The 18703-nt window shown below is 66.9% G+C and carries 17 protein-coding genes; 6 read left to right on the top strand and 11 right to left on the bottom strand.

Annotated elements, in window-relative coordinates; genetic code table 11:
• Genes pgaB through pgaD form a run of 3 tightly spaced genes read left to right on the top strand, consistent with a single transcriptional unit; the run spans nt 1 to nt 3612 of the window.
• On the top strand, nt 1-1887 hold the full coding sequence (pgaB, locus tag D7T59_RS05340; RefSeq protein WP_180853091.1) for a poly-beta-1,6-N-acetyl-D-glucosamine N-deacetylase PgaB: 1887 nt from the start codon (nt 1-3) through the stop codon (nt 1885-1887).
• 1 nt (nt 1888) lies between these two features.
• A complete protein-coding gene (pgaC, locus tag D7T59_RS05335; protein ID WP_180853092.1) occupies nt 1889-3145 on the top strand; it encodes a poly-beta-1,6-N-acetyl-D-glucosamine synthase in 1257 nt (418 codons plus the stop codon).
• Complete coding sequence (gene pgaD, locus D7T59_RS05330) at nt 3142-3612, top strand: poly-beta-1,6-N-acetyl-D-glucosamine biosynthesis protein PgaD (protein ID WP_164135941.1); 471 nt, start codon at nt 3142-3144, stop codon at nt 3610-3612. Before pgaC ends, pgaD begins: the two co-directional genes overlap by 4 nt.
• Before the next feature lie 112 nt (nt 3613-3724).
• On the opposite strand, the gene D7T59_RS05325 is transcribed toward pgaD, so the two are convergent.
• From D7T59_RS05325 to D7T59_RS05275, 11 genes are all read right to left on the bottom strand, one after another.
• Nucleotides 3725-4996, bottom strand: coding sequence for a glutamate-5-semialdehyde dehydrogenase (locus tag D7T59_RS05325; protein WP_180853093.1), 1272 nt, complete (start codon nt 4994-4996; stop codon nt 3725-3727).
• Nucleotides 4993-6150: a glutamate 5-kinase gene (proB, locus tag D7T59_RS05320; protein WP_164135939.1), complete on the bottom strand. Its 1158-nt coding sequence runs from the start codon at nt 6148-6150 to the stop codon at nt 4993-4995. Before proB ends, D7T59_RS05325 begins: the two co-directional genes overlap by 4 nt.
• A gap of 11 nt (nt 6151-6161) precedes the next feature.
• On the bottom strand, nt 6162-6425 hold the full coding sequence (locus tag D7T59_RS05315) for a YciI family protein (RefSeq protein ID WP_103281852.1): 264 nt from the start codon (nt 6423-6425) through the stop codon (nt 6162-6164).
• Nucleotides 6425-7720: an argininosuccinate lyase gene (gene argH, locus D7T59_RS05310; protein ID WP_180853094.1), complete on the bottom strand. Its 1296-nt coding sequence runs from the start codon at nt 7718-7720 to the stop codon at nt 6425-6427. Before argH ends, D7T59_RS05315 begins: the two co-directional genes overlap by 1 nt.
• A gap of 20 nt (nt 7721-7740) precedes the next feature.
• Nucleotides 7741-8694, bottom strand: coding sequence for an N-acetyl-gamma-glutamyl-phosphate reductase (argC, locus tag D7T59_RS05305; protein WP_164135936.1), 954 nt, complete (start codon nt 8692-8694; stop codon nt 7741-7743).
• Nucleotides 8691-9293, bottom strand: a complete 603-nt coding sequence (locus tag D7T59_RS05300; protein ID WP_180853095.1) for a GNAT family N-acetyltransferase — start codon at nt 9291-9293, stop codon at nt 8691-8693. Before D7T59_RS05300 ends, argC begins: the two co-directional genes overlap by 4 nt.
• A 3-nt stretch (nt 9294-9296) precedes the next feature.
• Nucleotides 9297-10625 carry an acetylglutamate kinase gene (locus D7T59_RS05295; RefSeq protein WP_164135934.1) on the bottom strand — a complete coding sequence of 443 codons (1329 nt, stop codon included), beginning with the start codon at nt 10623-10625 and terminating at the stop codon, nt 9297-9299.
• Nucleotides 10626-10650: 25 nt separating this feature from the next.
• The gene (locus tag D7T59_RS05290; RefSeq protein WP_180853096.1) at nt 10651-11739 is read right to left on the bottom strand and encodes an acetylornithine deacetylase; all 1089 of its coding nucleotides are present in this window, start codon (nt 11737-11739) and stop codon (nt 10651-10653) included.
• A 152-nt stretch (nt 11740-11891) separates the two neighbouring features.
• Complete coding sequence (locus D7T59_RS05285; RefSeq protein ID WP_164135932.1) at nt 11892-13088, bottom strand: argininosuccinate synthase; 1197 nt, start codon at nt 13086-13088, stop codon at nt 11892-11894.
• Between the two features lie 68 nt (nt 13089-13156).
• Entirely contained in the window at nt 13157-14167 is a 1011-nt protein-coding gene (locus D7T59_RS05280; RefSeq protein WP_180853097.1) for an N-acetylornithine carbamoyltransferase, read from the bottom strand.
• A gap of 319 nt (nt 14168-14486) precedes the next feature.
• Nucleotides 14487-15050: a glycine zipper 2TM domain-containing protein gene (locus D7T59_RS05275; protein ID WP_180853104.1), complete on the bottom strand. Its 564-nt coding sequence runs from the start codon at nt 15048-15050 to the stop codon at nt 14487-14489.
• Between the two features lie 188 nt (nt 15051-15238).
• Here D7T59_RS05275 and cysS point away from each other — a divergent pair, with 188 nt between their 5' ends.
• From cysS to D7T59_RS05260, 3 genes are read left to right on the top strand one after another with little or no spacing between them, the layout of a single operon-like run.
• Nucleotides 15239-16615 carry a cysteine--tRNA ligase gene (gene cysS, locus D7T59_RS05270; RefSeq protein ID WP_164135929.1) on the top strand — a complete coding sequence of 459 codons (1377 nt, stop codon included), beginning with the start codon at nt 15239-15241 and terminating at the stop codon, nt 16613-16615.
• A gap of 54 nt (nt 16616-16669) precedes the next feature.
• Nucleotides 16670-17122, top strand: coding sequence for a SufE family protein (locus tag D7T59_RS05265; protein WP_005410372.1), 453 nt, complete (start codon nt 16670-16672; stop codon nt 17120-17122).
• On the top strand, nt 17119-18366 hold the full coding sequence (locus D7T59_RS05260; protein ID WP_164135928.1) for an MFS transporter: 1248 nt from the start codon (nt 17119-17121) through the stop codon (nt 18364-18366). The genes D7T59_RS05265 and D7T59_RS05260 overlap by 4 nt, the downstream gene beginning before the upstream one ends.
• Nucleotides 18367-18703 lie beyond the last annotated feature (337 nt).

Genomic DNA, 18703 nt, shown 5'->3' with positions numbered 1-18703 from the left:
ATGGCCCGCATCCTGCGACTGATCGTGCTCCTGCTGCTGGCTGCCGCACCGCCGGCGTTCGCGCAGCAGGCCCTGCATCTCGATGCGATCGACAACGGCCTGCTGATCCTCAGCTACCACGACATCCGCGACCAGGTGGCCGCCAAGGGCGATGCCGATACCTACGCGGTGAGCACGCAGAACTTCGCCGCGCACCTGGATTGGCTGGGTGCGCACGGCTATCACCCGGTGTCGCTGTCGCAGGTGATCGACGCCTCACAGGGACGCGCCACGCTGCCGCCAAAGCCCGTGCTGCTGACCTTCGATGACGGCCTGCGCAGCGTCTACGACAAAGCGTTCCCGCTGCTGCAGGCCTACCGCTACCCGGCGCTGGTGGCAGTGATCACCGATTACGTGGACATGGCGCCAGGGCGAACCATCGACTATGGCTACCGCCCGTTCGGGCATGACGACTTCGTCACCTGGGCACAGCTGGAACAGATGCGTGACAGTGGCCTGATCGAAGTGGCCAGCCACACCGACGACCTGCATCACGGCGTGCTCGCCAATCCGCAGGGCAACTCCACGCCGGCGGTGGTGACCCGCGTGTACAGCCCGGCCACCCACAGCTACGAAAGCGAAGCCCAGTACGAACAACGCCTGCGCGCCGACCTTTCGCGCAGCGTGCAGCGCATCCAGCAGCACCTGGGCGTCCGCCCGCGCGCCATCGTCTGGCCCTATGCCGCCTACAACCAGCTGAGCAACGACATCGCCGAGCAGCTTGGCATGCCGGTATCCTTCGATCTGGAAGGCCGCAGCACGCCGGTGGCCAGCGACCTGCACGGGCTGGCGCGCTTCCTGGTCAGCGACAACCCGACCGTGGAGGGCCTGGCCTTCGAGCTGCGCCGCGACGTTGCGCTTGATGGCATCCGCGCGTTGCAGGTCGACCTGGATGATGTGTACGACCCGGACCCGGCGCAGCAGGCGCGCAACCTCGATGCGCTGATCGAGCGGGTCAAGCGCATCTCGCCCACCCATGTCTACCTGCAGGCCTTCGCCGACCCGGACGGCAACAACACTGCCGATGCACTGTACTTCCCCAACCGGCACATGCCGATGCGCGCGGACCTGTTCAGCCGGGTCGCCTGGCAGCTGAAGTCGCGCGCGGGGGTGAAGGTGTACGCCTGGCTGCCGGTGCTCGGGTTCGAACTGCCCGATCCGGTGCAGCGGAAAGCGCTGGCGATCCACAATGGCGATGCCGACGGCATGTACCGGCTGGACTTCACCAATCCGAAGGCACGCCAGATCATGCTCGACATCTACGAGGATCTGGCCGTCAACTCGTACTTCGAAGGCCTGCTCTTCCATGACGATGGTTACCTGCGCGACACAGAACTGCCGGCGCTGGCGGCCGGCGACGATGGCAGCGCACGCACCCGGGCGCTGATCGATTTCACGCTGGCCCTGCGCGACAGCGCGCAGCGTTGGCGACCGAAGCTGGCGACAGTGCGCAACCTGTATGCCGAGCCGGTGTTGCGCCCGCAGAGTGAGGCCTGGTTTGCACAGCGCCTGGACCTGTTCAACAAGGCTTACGACCAGACCGCGCTGATGGCGATGCCATGGATGGAAGGCAGCAGGCACCCGGAACGCTGGCTGGACCAGCTGCTGGCCGCGGTTCGCGCGCACGATCCCCAGCTGCAGCACACCCTGTTCGAACTGCAGACCGTGGATTGGCGCAGCGGCCAGCCGATTCCCGCCGAACGCCTGCGCGCGCAGATCCGCCAGCTGCAGGCGCAGGGCGTCCACCATTTCGCCTGGTATCCGGACGACTTCATCGCCGGCCAGCCTTCCACCCATGATGCCCGCGCGGCGATGTCCGCCGGCAACTTCCCGTACCCGGAGAAGTGACATGGACATGCATCCGCTGCTGCAGGTCCTGTTCCAGTTCGCCTTCTACTACCCGATGGTGATGGCGTTCTTCTGGATGTCGGGCGGTCTGTATTACTACTTCCGGCGCGAACGCCATTCGCGGCCGCGCAATGATCCACCGTTGATGGTCGATCCACCGTTCGCGAGCCTGCTGATTCCCTGCCACAACGAATCGGAGAACCTGGACGACACCCTGGGGGCCGCGCTGGCGCAGCGCTATCCGGCCGACTACGAGGTGATCGCCATCGACGATGGCAGCAGTGACGACACCGGCGCCCGGCTCGATGTGCTGGCGGCGAAGCATCCCCGGCTGCGCGTGCTGCACCTTGACCGCAACCTCGGCAAGGCCAATGCGCTGCGCATGGGGGCGCTGGCGGCACGCTCGGAGTACCTGGTGTGCATCGATGGCGATGCCATGCTGGAGGAACACGCCCTGCACTGGATGGTCTGGCACCTGGTCAGTGGCAACCGGGTCGGCGCGGTCACCGGCAACCCACGCATCCGCAACCGTTCCACCCTGCTCGGGCGCCTGCAGGTGGCCGAGTTCTCTTCGATCATCGGCATGATCAAGCGCGCGCAACGTGTTTACGGGCGCATCTTCACCATCTCCGGGGTCATCGCCGGGTTCCGTCGTACCGCGCTGCACGAGGTCGGCTGGTGGTCGGACGACATGGTGACCGAGGACATCGACATCAGCTGGCGCCTGCAGCGTGCGCACTGGGACATCCGCTACGAGCCCAACGCGCTGTGCTTCATCCTGATGCCGGAAACGCTGAAGGGCCTGTGGCGGCAACGACTGCGCTGGGCGCAGGGCGGCGTGGAAGTGATGCTGCGGCATGCGCGTTCACTGCTGCACTGGAAGGAGCGGCGCATGTGGGGCGTGCTGCTGGAGTATGTGCTGAGCGTGATCTGGGCCTACACCATGCTGTTCATCGTGGTGTTGTGGGTGCTGGGCAAGCTCATCGACATGCCGCCGCAGCTGTACATCGCCAGCCTGCTGCCGCAATGGCATGGCGTGATCCTGGCCCTGGTCTGCCTGCTGCAGTTCGCCAGCAGCCTGATCATCGACCGTCGTTACGAAACACAGATTGGACGCAACTACTTCTGGGTCATCTGGTACCCGATGGCGTACTGGCTGATCAGCCTTTCCACCACCCTGGTGGCGCTTCCCAAGACCCTGCTGCGCCGCCGCAGCAAGCGCGCTACCTGGACCAGCCCTGACCGGGGGATCCGATGAACGCACAACACCCGTCCAACCGCTTCGACTCGCGGATGATCCGCAAGCCACATCATCAACCGCGCTTCCAGCGCACCGCCTGGGGCTTTGTCACCCTGGCGTTCTGGGGGTTCTACTTCTACCTGTGGGCACCGTTGGTGACCCTGCTCTCGTGGCTGATCGGCGGGCAGATGGCCTGGCAGCAGCTGTACGAGCGCAAGAACCAGTTCGACCCCTACGTGCTGGTCGCGCTGCCGCTGATGCTGCTGTGTGCGAGCGTGCTGCTGATCGGCTGGGCCGAGTACAACCGCGCGCGTTTCCGTGGCCGCGAAAGGCGCCTGCCACGGCCGTTGGCCAGCCTCAATGAAGTAGCCGCCGATCTCGGCGCCAGCACCGGCCTGGCCGAGCGGCTGCTGGGCTGCAAGTCCGCTACGCTGCACATGGATGAGCATGCGCGGCCGGTGGGCATCCGCCGCGAGGTGGTGTAGGCCGACAAGCCGGTAGCTGCCGGCCTTGGTCGGCGCTTGGGCCTGGTGGGTGCCGACCCTGGTCGGCACCGGGGTCTACCGCGCAGCGCATCCACGCATGGCGTGGATCTGCTTATGCGCGCGTCTGCCCTTCGCCACGCACCACGAAACGCTCGACGGTGAGCGCTTCAAGACCCATCGGTCCGTAGGCATGCAGCCGTGTGGTGGAAATACCGATCTCGCTGCCCAGGCCGAGCTGGCCACCATCGGAAAAGCGCGATGAGGCATTCACCATCACCACCGCCGAGCGCAGCGCGTTGACGAAGCGTTCGGCATGACCGGCATCTTCAGTGGCGATCACTTCGGTATGGTCGGAGGTGTACGCGCGGATGTGCGCGATGGCCGCATCGAGATCGTCCACCACGCGCACCGCCAGCACCAGATCGAGAAACTCGGCGGCGTAGTCCTCCTCGGTGGCTTCCGCGCTGCCCGGCAGCAGCGGCTGTGCGTTCGTGTCGGCGCGCAGCTCCACGCCGCGCTCACCGAGCGCCTGCGCCACGCGGGGCAGGAAAGCGCCCGCCACATCACGGTGCACCAGCAGGGTCTCCAGTGAGTTGCAGGCGGCCGGACGACTGCACTTGCCATCCACCAGCAGATCGATGGCCTTGCCAAGGTCGGCACTGGCATCCACGAACAGGTGGCAGACGCCCTTGTAGTGCTTGATCACGGGCACCCGTGCGTGTTCGGCGACAAAGCGGATCAGGCCTTCGCCACCACGCGGAATCGCCAGGTCGATCAGCTCATGCAACTGCAGCAGTTCCAGCATCGCTTCGCGGCGCAGGTCGGTCAGCACTGTGACTGCGGCCGGTGGCACGCCATTGGCCTTGAGTGCTCCTGCCAGTGCCTGCGCGATGGCGGTGTTGGAATGGATCGCTTCGGAACCGCCACGCAGGATCACGCCATTGCCAGCCTTCAGGCACAGCGCGGCGGCTTCGGCGGTCACGTTCGGGCGCGCCTCGTAGATCATCGCGATCACGCCCAGCGGCACGCGCACCTTCTGCACGCGGATCCCGTTCGGGCGCACGTCATCGCGGGTCACCTGGCCGACCGGATCTGGCAATCCGGCCACTTCACGCACAGCCTCGGCCATCGCGAACAGGCGCGGCGGATCCAGTGCCAGCCGATCAAGCATGGCGCTGCCCACGCCTTTCCCGCGTGCAGCGGCAAGGTCGCGCGCGTTGCCGGCCAGGATCAGCCCGGCGTTCACTTCCAGTGCCTGTGCCATCGCCAGCAGCAGCGCGCGCCGGGCGCCACTGTCGAGACCGGCGACCACCTGGGCCGCGTCACGGCAGGCCCGCGCCTGCGCTTCGATGTCGCTCATCGGAATGTCCTTCAATGCGGTCATGGCAGTACCAGGTCGTCACGATGGACGACGCTGCCGCCGTAGTTGTAGCCGAGCACGGCCTGGATGTCGCGCGAATGACGGCCAGCGATGCGGCGCACGTCGTCGGCCGCGTACTGGCTGACACCGCGGGCGATGCACACGCGCCCCTGCGATGCGTCCCAGCACACCTGCACCATGTCGCCACGGCGGAACGTCCCTTCCGCACCGGTGATGCCGCCAGGCAGCAGCGAAGCGCCCTTCTCGCGCATCGCCTGTGCAGCACCGGCATCGATCAGGATCGCGCCTTCGGCCAGCGGTGCGTGCCGCAGCCAGTGCTTGCGTGCGGCCTCGCGGCTGCGCGCGGCGTGGATGCGGGTGCCGAACAGGCGGTCCTGTGCCAGCGCGCGCACCACCTCCCCGTTGCGTCCATTGAACAGGTAGGTCTCGATGCCGAGGCGGCCCGCCTTGGCCGCCGCTTCCAGCTTGGTGCGCATGCCACCGGTACCGGCACGTGATCCCGCGCCCCCCGCCATCGCCAGCACTTCGTCATTCAATTCGGCAACATCGTGCAGCGGCCGTGCGTCGGCATGCGAGCGCGGGTCGGCGCTGTACAGGCCGTCGATGTCGGTGGCGATGAACAGCGCATCGGCATCGACCAGCGCCGCCACCGTCGCTGCCAGATTATCGTTGTCGCCAAGCTTGAGTTCGTCCACCGACACGGTGTCGTTCTCGTTGACCACCGGCAACGCGCCCAGCCGCAGCAGTTCGTTGAGGGTGGCGCGGGCGTTGAGGTAGCGGCGACGGTTGCGCAGGTCGTCATGGGTCAGCAGCACCTGCGCCACCGGGCGCTCGAAGAAGCGCTGCCAGAGGCCGATCAGCTGGGCCTGGCCAAGCGCCGCCAGGGCCTGCCGCGCCGCCATGGCTGCGCCCGGCTCATCGGCCCGCGGCAGGATCGCGCGTCCGGCCGCCACTGCGCCGGATGACACGATCACCACCTCGCGCCCGGCCAGTACGTTGGCCGACACGAACTGCGCCAGGCCCAGCGCATGGCGTGGCGACAGGCCGCCACCGTCGGCCGCCAGCAGGCTGCTGCCGACTTTCAGCACCGCACGCCGCCACGGCGGCAGCGCCTGTTGCGGGAACGGCGAAGCGGCGTTGGCAGCGTGCAGGGTCATCGGTCAGGGTCTCAGCGGGTGTTCCATTCGTGCACGGTCAGGTCGGAGGCCTGCATCGTCACCAGCGGATCGGTGGCAACGATGGCCTGTGCCTGCGCCAGGCTGTCCACGTTGCACAGCACGTAGGCGCCACCGCTGCCATCGGCGAAGCCGCCGGTCAGCTGCAGCTTGCCCTGCGCCTGCAACGCATCCAGGAAATCACGGTGCGGCTGCACCGCGGCGGCATTGAAATCGGGCCGGCGCATGGCCAGCACCAGGTAGACGGTGCCCGCCATCAGGCCAGCGCCTGCCAGCGCGTGCGCAGTTCATCCAGGCGCAGGTCGGCAGCCGAACCCGGCGACACACGGGCGGCCAGGCTGCCTTCCGGCGTACGCCCCTGCCCTGCGCTGTCGGCACTGGCCGCAGCGGCCTTGTAGGCCTCGCGGAACGGCACGCCAGCCACGGCCGCTTCCACCGCCACATCGGTGGCGTACATGCCCGAGTCGATGGCCGCGCGCAGCTTGTCGTCGCGCCATTCCAGGTTGGCCAGCAGCGCCGGCAGCAGTTCCAGCGCAGCCAGGCCGCGGCCGAAGCCGTGGAAGATGGCGCCCTTGGACGACTGCAGGTCGCGATGGTAGCCCGACGGCAGCGACAGCAGCTGCTCGATCTCGGTACGTGCGGCGGCCACGCTGGCGTGGGTGGCGCGCATCAGCTCGATCACGTCCGGGTTGCGCTTGTTGGGCATGATCGAGCTGCCGGTGGTGTACTGCGCCGGCAGCGCGACGAAACCGAACTCGGCACTGGTGAACAGCGACAGATCCCAAGCGATGCGGCGCAGGTCCAGGGTGGCACCACCGAGCGCTTCCAGCGCGGCCAGTTCGAACTTGCCGCGCGACAGCTGCGCGTAGATCGGCGAGATCTGCATGCGCGCGAAGCCGAGCGCAGCCGTGGTGTGCTCGCGGTCCAGCGGCAGGTTCACGCCGTAGCCGGCAGCCGTGCCCAGCGGGTTGGCATCGACCAGCGCATGGGTGTCACGGGCGCGGATGGCATTGTCGATGAAGGCTTCGGCCCAGCCGGCCCACCACATGCCGGCCGAGGACACCACGGCGCGCTGGATGTGGGTATAGCCGGGAATCGGCAGATCCTTCTCGGCCTGCGCGCGGTCCAGCGCGACCTTGGCCACTTCGGCGCTGAGCTGGGCCACGCGCTGCAGCTTTTCCTTCAGCCACAGGCGGGTAGCGACCAGGATCTGGTCGTTGCGGCTGCGGCCGGTGTGGATCTTGCGGCCGGCATCACCCAGACGCTCGGTCAAGCGCGCTTCGATGGCCGAATGGCCATCCTCATACTGCGTATCGAGCACGAAGCGGCCTGCGCGGAAGTCCTGCGCCAGTACCTCCAGCTCGCGCAGCAGGCCAGCCAGCTCGTCGGCACCGAGGATGCCGATGTGCTGCAGGCCCTGCGCATGCGCCGCGCTGGCGGCGATGTCATGCAGGAAGAACTCGCGGTCGAGAATCACGTCGTCGCCGGCGAGGAAGGTCTGGATCTGGGCGTCGACAGCGACGCCCGGCTTCTGCCAAAGAAGGTCTGCCATGGGGGCTCCGGAAGGCGGGATCAGTGCGGGATCGACGTCAGTTCGTCGATGCCCAGCGCAAGGTTGAGGTTCTGCATGGCCTGGGTGGCCGCGCCCTTCAGCAGGTTGTCCAGGGTCGCCACCACGACCACGCGCTTGCCGCCCGGGGCCAGGGTGAAGCCGCCGACCTGGGCACCGTGGCGGCCAGCAATGCGGCTGACCCACGGTGCTTCGTCCACCACCTCGACCAGCGGTTCACCGGCATAGGCCTGCTGGAAGCGCTCGACGATCTGCTCGCGGGTCTGCACGCGGTTCAGCCACAGGTTGGCGGTGAGCGTGATGCCCCGGAAATGCGGCGCGACATGCGGCATGAACTCGACCGCCACGCCCAACTGCACGGACACTTCGCGCTCGTGCACGTGATTGGTCAGCGCATACGGCATCAGGTTGTCGGCCAGCAGTTCGACATTGTTCTTGTCCGACGGCGTGGTGCCGGCACCGGAGTAGCCCGAGACACCGAAGCACTGCGGCGGACCGGCCAGCAGATCCAGCAGCGGATGCACCGCCAGCTGCATCGCAGTGGCATAGCAGCCCGGGTTGCTGATGTGCTTCTGGCCGTTGTAGCGCCCGCGGGTCAGCTCCGGCAGGCCGTAGTACCAGCTGTTGTCGAAGCGGTAGTCGGCTGAAAGATCGACGATCACGGTGTCCGGTTTCACTGCCTCAAGCGCGGCCACGAACGGTGCGGCCAGGCCATTGGGCAGGGCCAGGATCACCGCATCCACGCCCTTGGCGGCCACCGCGTCGGCGTCCAGGTTTTCGTACTGCAGGTCACCGTGGAACTCCGGATGATGGTCGGCCAGACGCTGCCCGGCGCGCTCGCGCGAAGAGACGAAGGCCAGTTCCAGGCGCGGGTGGGCGGCCACCAGCTTGATCAGCTCGGCGCCGGTATGGCCGCGGGCACCGACGATGCCCAGGGTGAAAGTCGAATCGTTCATGCGTGACTGTCCAGGCGGTACTGCAGGTGGCGCTTCACGCCCTGCCATTCCGCATCGATGATGGAGAAGATGACGGTATCGCGCGGCGTGCCGTCGGCGTGCCGCTTGTGGTTGCGCAGCACGCCATCCTGCTTGGCGCCGAGGCGGGCGATGGCAGTGCGCGAGGTGGCGTTGAACCAGCTGGTTTCCAGCACCACGCTGATGCAGCCCAGCGTTTCGAAGGCGTGCTGCAGCAGCAACAGCTTGGCTTCGGTATTGGCACCGGTGCGCTGCACGCGCGGCGTGTACCAGGTGTAGCCGAGGCTGAGTTTCGGCACGCTTGCATCCAGGTCGTAGAAGCGGGTGCTGCCGATGATCTCACCGGCGGCATCACGGATCACGAAGGGAAGCGCCTTGCCTTCGGCCTGCGCCTGCAGCGCGGCCTGCACATAGGCCTCGGCCCGCTCCGGCGACGGCACCTGGGTATACCAGAGCTGATCCAGGCCGCTGCCGTCCAGCGCAGCGCGCAGGCCCGGCACATGTTGCATCTGCAGCGGCTGCAGCAATACGTGCTGGCCGCGCAGGCTGGGGACCGAATTCCAGGCGTCGGGGTTGCTCATCACTCAGCCCTGCAGGCTCGGGGCGCGCCTGGCGCAGTGATCGACATAGGTGTGGATGCGATCGATGCCATCGGCGCCGAACCAGAACACCTTCCAGTGGTCCTGCTTGTAGCAGCCGTCGGACTCGGCATAGTAGAAGTGATTGATCGGGTTGCCATGGCGCGAGCGCCAGAACAGCTGCGGGGTTTCCTCCAGCATCACGTTCCAGACCGCGCGACCGAGGCCTTCGCCCTGTGCGTCGTCGAGCACGGCGAACTTGTCCAGGTACACGCCTTCGGCCTCGTCGGTGAGGATCACCGCGGTGCGGTAGTTCTCGCTGACATAGGCACGCAGCAGCCTGGTCTTCTCGAAGTAGTCCGGCACCAGGGTGCGGCCGAAGCTGGATTCGATCAGGCCCTTCAGGCGCGGCAGGTCCAGTTCGTTCCAGGCAGTGGCGCGCAGCACCTTCTCGCCCTTGCGCACCAGCGTACCCGAGCCCTTGTGGGTGAACAGTTCCTTGGCCAGGTCGGCCGGACGGGTGATCGACACCGACGATTCCAGCGGCAGGCGGTCGAGCAGATCCTTGATCTGTTCGATCTTCACCTTCATGCCGCCGTGGATCCAGGGCTGCGCGATCAGGTGGTCGTATTCGGTGGACAGGTTGATCGAATCGATCACGTTGCCCTGCTCATCCAGCAGGCCACCGGTGCCGGTCAGGAAGATGATCTTGTACGGCTGCAGTTCCTGCACCAGCTCGTTGGCGGCGAAGTCGGCGTTGACGTTGAGGATCTGGCCACCGGCGGTCTCGCCCAGGCTGGTGATGACCGGGATCGAGCCTGCACGCAGGCTGGCCTCGATCGGTGCCAGGTTGACCTTCTTCACTTCGCCGACCAGGCCGTAGGTATCCACGTCCAGGTACTCGGCCTCGAACACGCCACCGGTGATCGAGGTGGCGCGCGCGCCGTTCTGCTGCAGGGCTTCGACCAGCCGCAGGTTGGACTGCTGGAACACCCGGCGCACGATCGCCAGCGCTTCCGGCGAGGTCACGCGCAGGCCGTTCACGGTCTGCTTCTCGATGCCGGCCGCCGACAGCTCGGCATCCAGCTGCGGGCCGGCGCCGTGCAGCACGATCGGGGTCAGGCCGACTTCCTGCAGGAACGACAGCGAGGAGGTCAGCGCGTCGAGGTCATCGCGCAGCACCGCGCCGCCGACCTTGACCACGGCGAAGCGCTTGGCATCCAGCTGTGAAAAGCGCTTGAGGTACTGGCTGATCTCCTTCGCGCTGGCCATGCTGGAAAGCAGGCGCACGATGGTCTGGCGGGTCTGGCGGTGGGGCTGGAGGGCAGGAGACATTTCGGTTTCGTCGGAAAGGGAAGAATCAGGCGCCGGCGGCGATGATGCGGTGCACGGCGTCGGTGTAGCGCTGCAGCTGGTCCAGCGTCACGAACTCATCGGCGGTGTGGGCCTGGGCGATGTCACCCGGGCCGAACACCAGCGTGGTGTAGCCAGCGGCGGAGAACAGTGAAGCCTCGGTCCAGAAGTCCACCGCGTTGCCGATCGGCAGGTCCAGCGCATCGGCCACGTCGCGCGCCAGCAGGCGGCGGTTCTCGGCTTCGGCGATGTCGCCGGCCGGCAGGCTGGGGCCACGGAAGGTTTCGGTGAAGAGCGCGGCTTCCGGCTCGGCGAAACCGGCGAAGGTGGCCAGCAGCGCATCGATGTCCATCGACGGCAGTGGCCGGAAACCGAAGCGCACTTCAGCGGCCGGGGCGATCATGTTGGCCTTGATGCCACCTTCGACGCGGCCGATGTTGAAGCGCAGGCCGGTCAGCCCACCGAAGCGCGCCGACGCCAGCGATTCCACATGGTCCAGCGCACGGTTGCCCCAGCGCATTGCCTGGTGCAATGCGCTGGCGGCGGCATCCTGCTTGCCCGAGGCATGCCCGGCGCGGCCAGCGAACTGCATCAGCACCGAGCTGATGCCACGGTGCGCCAGCACCGCTTCGCTCATGGTCGGCTCGGCCACCAGCACCGCTTCGTACGGCAGGCCACGGGCCAGGAACGCGGCGATGCAGCGCGGGTCGTTGGCTTCCTCGTCGCTGGAGAACAGGAATGCCGCGTCACCGTCGCTGGCATTGGCCGCGGCCACCAGTGCGGCCGCCGCGCCCTTGATGTCACACACACCCAGGCCGACCACGCGGTCGTCCAGGCGCCGCATCACGTGCGGGTCGGCACTCCAGTGCGGCGAATCCGGCACGGTGTCCAGATGCACGTTGAACAGGTACTTCGGCGTTCCACGCACGGCATACAGGCTGACCGCACCGGCCCCGTGGTCGATCACCTCCACGTTGAAGCCGGGCAGGTTCGCGCGCAGGTAATCGAAGATGCCACCGGTGGTGATCGCACGCGGCGGGTTGCGGGTGTCGAAGGACACCAGGGCCTGCAGGTGATCGAGCGTCTGTTCAAGCATGTGTCTGAATATCCGTAGGGTTCGAAATCGGTAGTGCCGGCCGCTGGCCGGCTCCGCAATGATCCAGCCGTGCCACGAGCCGGCCAGCGGCCGGCACTACCCTCCATTGACGTTGCGAGGCGCCGGCCAGCGGCCGGCACCCCCGTCACAGGTCAACCGCGATTGACCTGCGCATAGACAGTGGAGCTCATTCCGAACAGCTTGATGAAGCCTTCGGCCTCCTCCACGCCCCAGTCGGCCGACTGCGCGTAGGTGGCACCCTTGGTGTTGAGCAGGTGCGGCGACTTCACCGCCACTGCGTCGACGCGGCCGCCACGGGTTTCCAGCACCACTTCACCGTTCACCTTGGCCTGCGAGGACTTCAGGAAGGCCTCGATGTCGGTCTTCAGCGGGTCGTGGTAAAAGCCTTCGTACACCAGCTCCACCCACTTGCGTGCCACGTCCGGCTTGAAGCGGTTCTGCTGCTTGGTCAGCACCGCATCTTCCAGCGCGCGGTGCGCGGCCAGCAGCGAGACCAGGCCCGGGGCCTCGAACACGATGCGGCCCTTCAGGCCGATCACGGTGTCGCCGGTGTAGACGCCGCGGCCAACGCCGTACGGAGCGAACAGCTTGTTGAGCTTGGCCAGGATCTGGTCGCCCGGCAGCGCCTTGCCGTCCAGTTCAACGGCTTCGCCTTCGACGAACTTCAGGGTGACGGTCAGCGCCTGTTCCGGCCACTCGCTGCGCGGTGCGCACCAGCCACGTGCACCCTCGCCCGGGGCTTCCCAACGGTCGATCTCGCCGCCGGACATGGTCAGGCCCAGCAGGTTCTCGTTGATGGTATAGGCCTGCTGCTTGGCGCGCACGCCGAAGCCACGCTCTTCCAGGTACTTCTGCTCGTAGGCGCGGGTCTGGGTGTGCTCCTTCTGGATCTCGCGGATCGGCGCGATGATCTGGTAGTCACCCAGGGCCTTCACGGCCAGGTCGAAACGGACCTGGTCGTTGCCCATGCCGGTGCAGCCGTGGGCGATGATGTTGGTGCCCAGTTCGGCGGCACGCTTCAGCGCGGCATCGACGATGAGGTAGCGGTCCGAGACCAGCAGCGGGTACTGGCCCTGGTAGCCTTCGCCGGCCCACACGAACGGCTTGACGAAGCCTTCCCAGATGGCCGGGCCGCCGTTGACGGTGACATGGCTGGCCACGCCCAGCTCGGCGGCGCGCTTTTCGATGAAATCGCGCTCTTCATCATCCACGCCGCCGGTGTCGGCGAACACGGTGTGCACGTTGTAGCCACGCTCCTGCAGGTAGGGCACGCAGAAGCTGGTATCCAGGCCGCCGGAGAAGGCGAGAACGACGTCTTTGTTGCTCATGGGGGTAATGTCCAATCAGGTGGGGTAGCGCCAGGCCATGCCCGGCGGATTGTTTCAATGCTTGGGAATCAGCGCCCGGCAACCGCGGCCATGATCGCCTTCTGCACGTGCAGGCGGTTCTCGGCTTCGTTGATGGCGATGCACTGCGGCGAATCCATCACGCCGTCGGTGGCCTTCACGTTCCGGCGCAGCGGCAGGCAGTGGCTGAACACACCGTTGTTGGTCAGCGCCATCTTCCGCTCGTCGACGATGAAGTGCTTGAACTGGTCGCGGATCGGCTTTTCCGGCCCCCAGTTGCCGAAGAACGGCAGCGCGCCCCAGCTCTTGGCGTAGACCACGTCGGCACCGGCGTAGGCGCTGTCGATGTCATGGCTGATCTTCAGCGAACCGCCGCTCTCGGCGACGTTCTGCTCGGCCCAGCCCATGTAGCGGTCGTCGAGGATGTAGTCGGCGGTCGGGCACAGCAGGGTCACGTCCATGCCCATGCGGGTGGCGATGGTCAACGCCGAGTTGGCCACGGCGGTGTTCAGCGGCTTGGGGTGGTAGGTCCAGGTCAGCACGTATTTCTTGCCACGCAGGTCCTGGGTGCCGAAGTGCTCCTGCAGCGCCATCACGTGGGCCAGCTCCTGGCACGGGTGGGTGATGGTCTCCATGTTGATGACCGGCACCGGCGAATACCTGGCGAAGCTGTTGAGGACGATGTCCTGGCGGTCGTAGGCCCAGTCCTGGAACTTGGGGAACGCACGCACGGCGATGATGTCGCAGTAACGGCCCAGCACCTTGGCCACTTCAGCGATGTGCTCTTCGGTGTCGCCGTCCATCACCGTACCGAGGTTGAACTCGATCGGCCACGCATCCTTGCCCGGCTGCAGCACCACCGCGTGGGCGCCGAGCTGGAACGCGCCCAGTTCGAAGCTGGTGCGGGTGCGCATGGACGGGTTGAAGAACACCAGCGCGATCGACTTGCCCTTGAGCTGGTCGCCGAGCTTGTTGCGCTTGAACAGCGCGGCCTGGGTCAGCAGCGCGTCAAGTTCGCTGCGGCTCCAGTCCTGGGTGTTCAGGAAGTGCTTGGGGGACATCATCTTTCCTTGCGTGGCGGCGCCGGGTTCGACGCGGTGGAAGGGAAAAGCAGGAACCAAAGGTGGATCGAAAAGGTTGCAGTTGCAGCTTTCAGGACGCAGAAACGAAAAAACCCAGCCGGCGGGCTGGGTTTTTTTCGGACGAACAGCAAAAAGCTCCGGTTACCCAGCGAGGATGTGGGGTTCCGGTCGACGCGCACGCGAGGTCATGCCCGACGCCTGTCGGGCTGCGCTGCTGTCGTGCTGGAAGTCAGTGAGCTTCATGGCCGGCAATCTTTGCATGCGGCCGGGGCCGGCGCAAGGGGCCAGGGTCGCAGAATCAGGGATTGCCGGCGGCACCCTGCTCGGGGCCGACCCAGGGGGTGATCGAGACCCGGATCTTGAGCCGGTTGCCGGGGTCTTCCGGCAGGCGCGAACGGTACTTGGTGCCCTTGTAGACGTAGTCCACGTCGTAGGCGATGGGGCGGCGGAATTCACGCCCGACCGGCACGATGCGGCAGTCACGGGTCAGCATCGGGCCATTGTTGGCTGGCGCCGGGGCCGGCGTCTCGGTCGCGGCCTCCTCAGGGATCTCCTCGTCACTGCGCTTGAACATCGAGCGCACCGAATCCCAGAAGCGGCCGATCCGGCCCTTGTCCTCGACCGGCTCTTCCCCGGTCACGTTGACAGGGGCCAGGGTGCGGGTCGAGATCGGCTCGCAGTGTTCCTCGGTACGGGTGGCGCGCAGGGTCTGGAATACCGGCTCGACGTTCAGCACCTGCGCATAGTCGAACTTCACGTTCTCGACGATCACCACACGGTTGCGCGGCTCGGCCTCCTGCGCCTGGGCCACGGCGGCCGTCGCCGACAGGCAGGCCAGGGTCAGCAACGCGGTGGATTTCAGTGGCGACGGGAGCAAGGACACGGCAATAGTGTAGGCAGTGACGAGCGCAAGGGGCTGAACATTACCCGTCCACGCTGCTCCTGCCCACCCCACCTTGGGTGAAGCCGGCGTCCACCGGTGGCAACCGGTGCACCCAAAGGGGGCCGACACGTTCTAAAATCACAGGCTTGTCCCCCAGCCACACCCCCATGACCCTGCGCCTGCACAACAACCTGACTCGCCAGCTCGAACCGTTCACCCCGCTCGATCCGGCCTGTCCGACCCTGTATGTGTGCGGCCCCACGGTCTACAACTACGTGCACATCGGCAACGCCCGTGGCCCGGTGGTGTTCGGGGTGCTGGCCGACCTGCTGCGGCGGCGTTTCGGCGCACTGCGCTACGCCCGCAACATCACCGACGTGGACGACAAGATCAACACCGCCGCGCGCGAGCAGGGGGTGCCGATCAGCACCATCACCAACAAGTTCGCCGCCGCCTACCGTGAAGACATGGCCGCGCTGGGCGTGGTGCCGCCGGACATCGAGCCGGAAGTGACCGCGCACATGCCGCAGATCATCACCATGATCGAGCAGCTGATCGCCAACGGCCATGCCTATGCCGCCGAGGGCCACGTGCTGTTCGCGGTGGCCAGCTTCGACGGCTACGGCAAGCTCTCGCGCCGTGATCCGGAAGAGATGCTGGCCGGCGCCCGCGTCGATGTCGCCCCCTACAAGCGCGATCCGGGCGATTTCGTGCTGTGGAAGCCGTCCACCGACGACCTGCCCGGCTGGGAATCGCCCTGGGGCCGTGGCCGCCCGGGCTGGCACATCGAATGCTCGGCGATGGCCGCCGCCCATCTGGGCGAGACCATCGACATCCATGCCGGCGGTGTCGACCTGCAGTTCCCGCACCACGAGAACGAGATCGCGCAGAGCGAATGCGCCCACGGCGGCAGGATCTTCGCCCGCTACTGGCTGCACAACGGCATGCTCAACTTCGGCGGCGCCAAGATGAGCAAGTCGCTGGGCAACATCGAGCGCGTGCATGACCTGGTGCGCCAGCATCCGCCGGAAGCCCTGCGCCTGGCCCTGCTGTCGGCCCATTACCGGCAGCCGCTGGACTGGTCCGATGGCCTGATCGAGCAGTCGGTGCGCACCCTGGACCGCCTGTACGGCACCCTGCGCGAACTGGCGTCGATCGAGGCTACGGCCGTGATCCCGGCCACCGTCGAGGCGACCCTGGATGACGACCTGAACACCCCGCAGGCGCTGGCCGAAGTGGCCCGAATTGCCGCCGACGCGCGTCGTGCCACCGACCCGGCCGAACAGGCGCGCCTGAAGGGCGAGCTGCTCGGTGCGGGCCTGGCACTGGGCCTGCTGCAGGCCGATCCGGCGCAGTGGTTCGGTACCGCCGCCGGCGATGACGCTGACGATGCGCGCATCCAGGGCCTGATCGACGAGCGCGCTGCGGCCAAGAAGGCGCGTGACTTCGCCCGTGCCGACACCATCCGCGACCAGCTGGCCGCCGAAGGCATCGTGCTGGATGACACCCCGCAGGGCGTCCGCTGGTCGCGCAAGCGCGGCTGACCTGCCCTGCCCCGTGGCCGGCCCGCCGGCCMCGCCCCCACTGTAGAGACTGTTGTGACCGACTCCCCGTTCCCGCTTGAACCCACCGCCGCCGAGGCCCAGACCGCCATCGCCGAGGAATTCGGCTTCTTCGGCGACTGGTCCGAGCGCTACCAGTACCTGATCGACCTCGGCCGCAAGCTGCCCGCCTTCCCGGACGAATGGAAGACCGAAGAGCATCGCCTGCTCGGCTGCCAGTCGATGGTCTGGATCGTGCCGGAAGGCAATGCGCAGTCACTGCGCTTCCACGCCATCAGTGATTCGGCCATCGTTTCCGGCTTGATCTTCCTGGCCCTGCGCGTGTACTCCGGGCGCTCGGCGCAGGAGATCCTGGATACCGAGCCCAGCTACATCCAGGACATCGGCCTGGCCCGCCACCTCTCCCCCACCCGCAGCAACGGCGTGGCGGCGATGCTGGCGTTCATCCGCGAGACCGCTCAGGCCCAGCTGCAGCGCGACCCGTCGTGAGCGAGCCTGCCACAGCCGAGGACACCGCGCTGGGCCTGCTGTCCCGGCCAGGTTTCGCCAAGCTGCTGGCCTACCGCATCTTCGCGATGCTGTCCTACCAGGTGGTCGCGGTCACTGTCGGCTGGCACATCTACGAAGTCACCCGCAATCCGTTCTCGCTGGGCCTGGTTGGCCTGGCCGAGGTGCTGCCGTTCTTCTGCGTGGCGCCGTTCGCCGGCTATCTGGTTGATCACCTGCCACGGCGCCGGCTGGGCATGGTGGCCTGTTCCGGGCTGATCGCCACGGCGCTGGTGCTGACCGGCGTCGCCACGGGTTGGCTTCCGTTTGAAGGGGTATGGCCGATCTATGCGGCCATCGCCCTGACCGGCATGGTCCGTGCCTTCCTGTCGCCGATCTACAACGCACTGTTCGCGCGCGTGCTGGCGCGCGATCAGTTCGCGCGCGGTGCCGGGCTCGGCGCGGTGGTGTTCCAGGCCGGCATGGTCGCCGGCCCGGCGCTGGGCGGCGTGCTGGTCGGCTTCGGCGGCAAGGGCCTGTCCTATGCCGTTGCCACCGGCTTCGCACTGGTGGCGATGGCCTGCCTGGCCACGCTGAAAGTGGAAGAGCCAGTGCACACCGGTCCGGCCGCACCGATCTTCAAGAGCATCGCCGAAGGTGCGCGCTTCGTGGTCGGCAACCGGATCATGGTCGGCGCGATGGCGCTGGACATGTTCTCGGTGCTGCTGGGCGGCGTGGTGGCGATGCTGCCTGCGTTCCTGCACGAAATCCTGCATCACGGCCCGGAAGGCCTGGGCATCCTGCGCGCGATGCCGGCGCTGGGTTCGGTGTGCGTGGGCCTGTGGCTGGCCCGCCACCCGCTGCACCGCAATGCCGGTCGCGTGCTGCTGTTCGCGGTGGCCGGGTTCGGCCTGTGCGTGATCAGCTTCGGGCTGTCGCAGCACTTCTGGCTGTCGGCGCTGATCCTGCTGTTCTACGGGGCCTTCGACGGCGTCTCGGTGGTGATCCGCTCGACCATCCTGCAGCTGGCCACGCCGGAAGAAATGCGCGGGCGGGTATCGTCGATCAACGGCATCTTCATCAGCTCGTCCAACGAGCTGGGCGCGTTCTATGCCGGCACCATGGCGCGTCTGCTCGGTCTGGTACCGGCCGTGGTGCTGGGTGGGTTCGCGGTGCTGAGCGTGGCCGGGATCACGGCGTGGAAGAACCCGACGCTGCGGGAACTGAATTTGCGTGATCTGCAGTGACCCCGCGGAGAGCGCGTTCGGCGGCGCCGGGCGTTTGCCTGGCCACGTCACTTTCCCTCGATGAACGGGTTTGTCACTTTCTTTTCGCGAAAAGAAAGTAACCAAAGAAACGCTCCGCCATCCGCGAGCCGGCGCTGCGCGCCGGTGCCCTGTGCTCCTCGGTGAATCAGGGGGCGGCGCCGAACTCGCTGCGCTCAAACAGCGGCGCCTCTTCGCCCCTGATTCCCCTGCGGTGCTCGGCTCGCTACAAGGCGGACCCAACAGCCGCGAGCGCACGCATGACCGCCCTTGGTAGAGCCAAGCCATGCTTGGCTGCTTTTGCTTTTGCTTTTGCTTT

It is taken from the genome of Stenotrophomonas maltophilia, assembly GCF_013464915.1.
In the GTDB taxonomy this organism is placed as follows: Bacteria; Pseudomonadota; Gammaproteobacteria; order Xanthomonadales; family Xanthomonadaceae; genus Stenotrophomonas; species Stenotrophomonas maltophilia_AT.
Note: the sequence above shows the minus strand (reverse complement) of the source record. Positions and strands in the feature narration are given on the sequence as shown.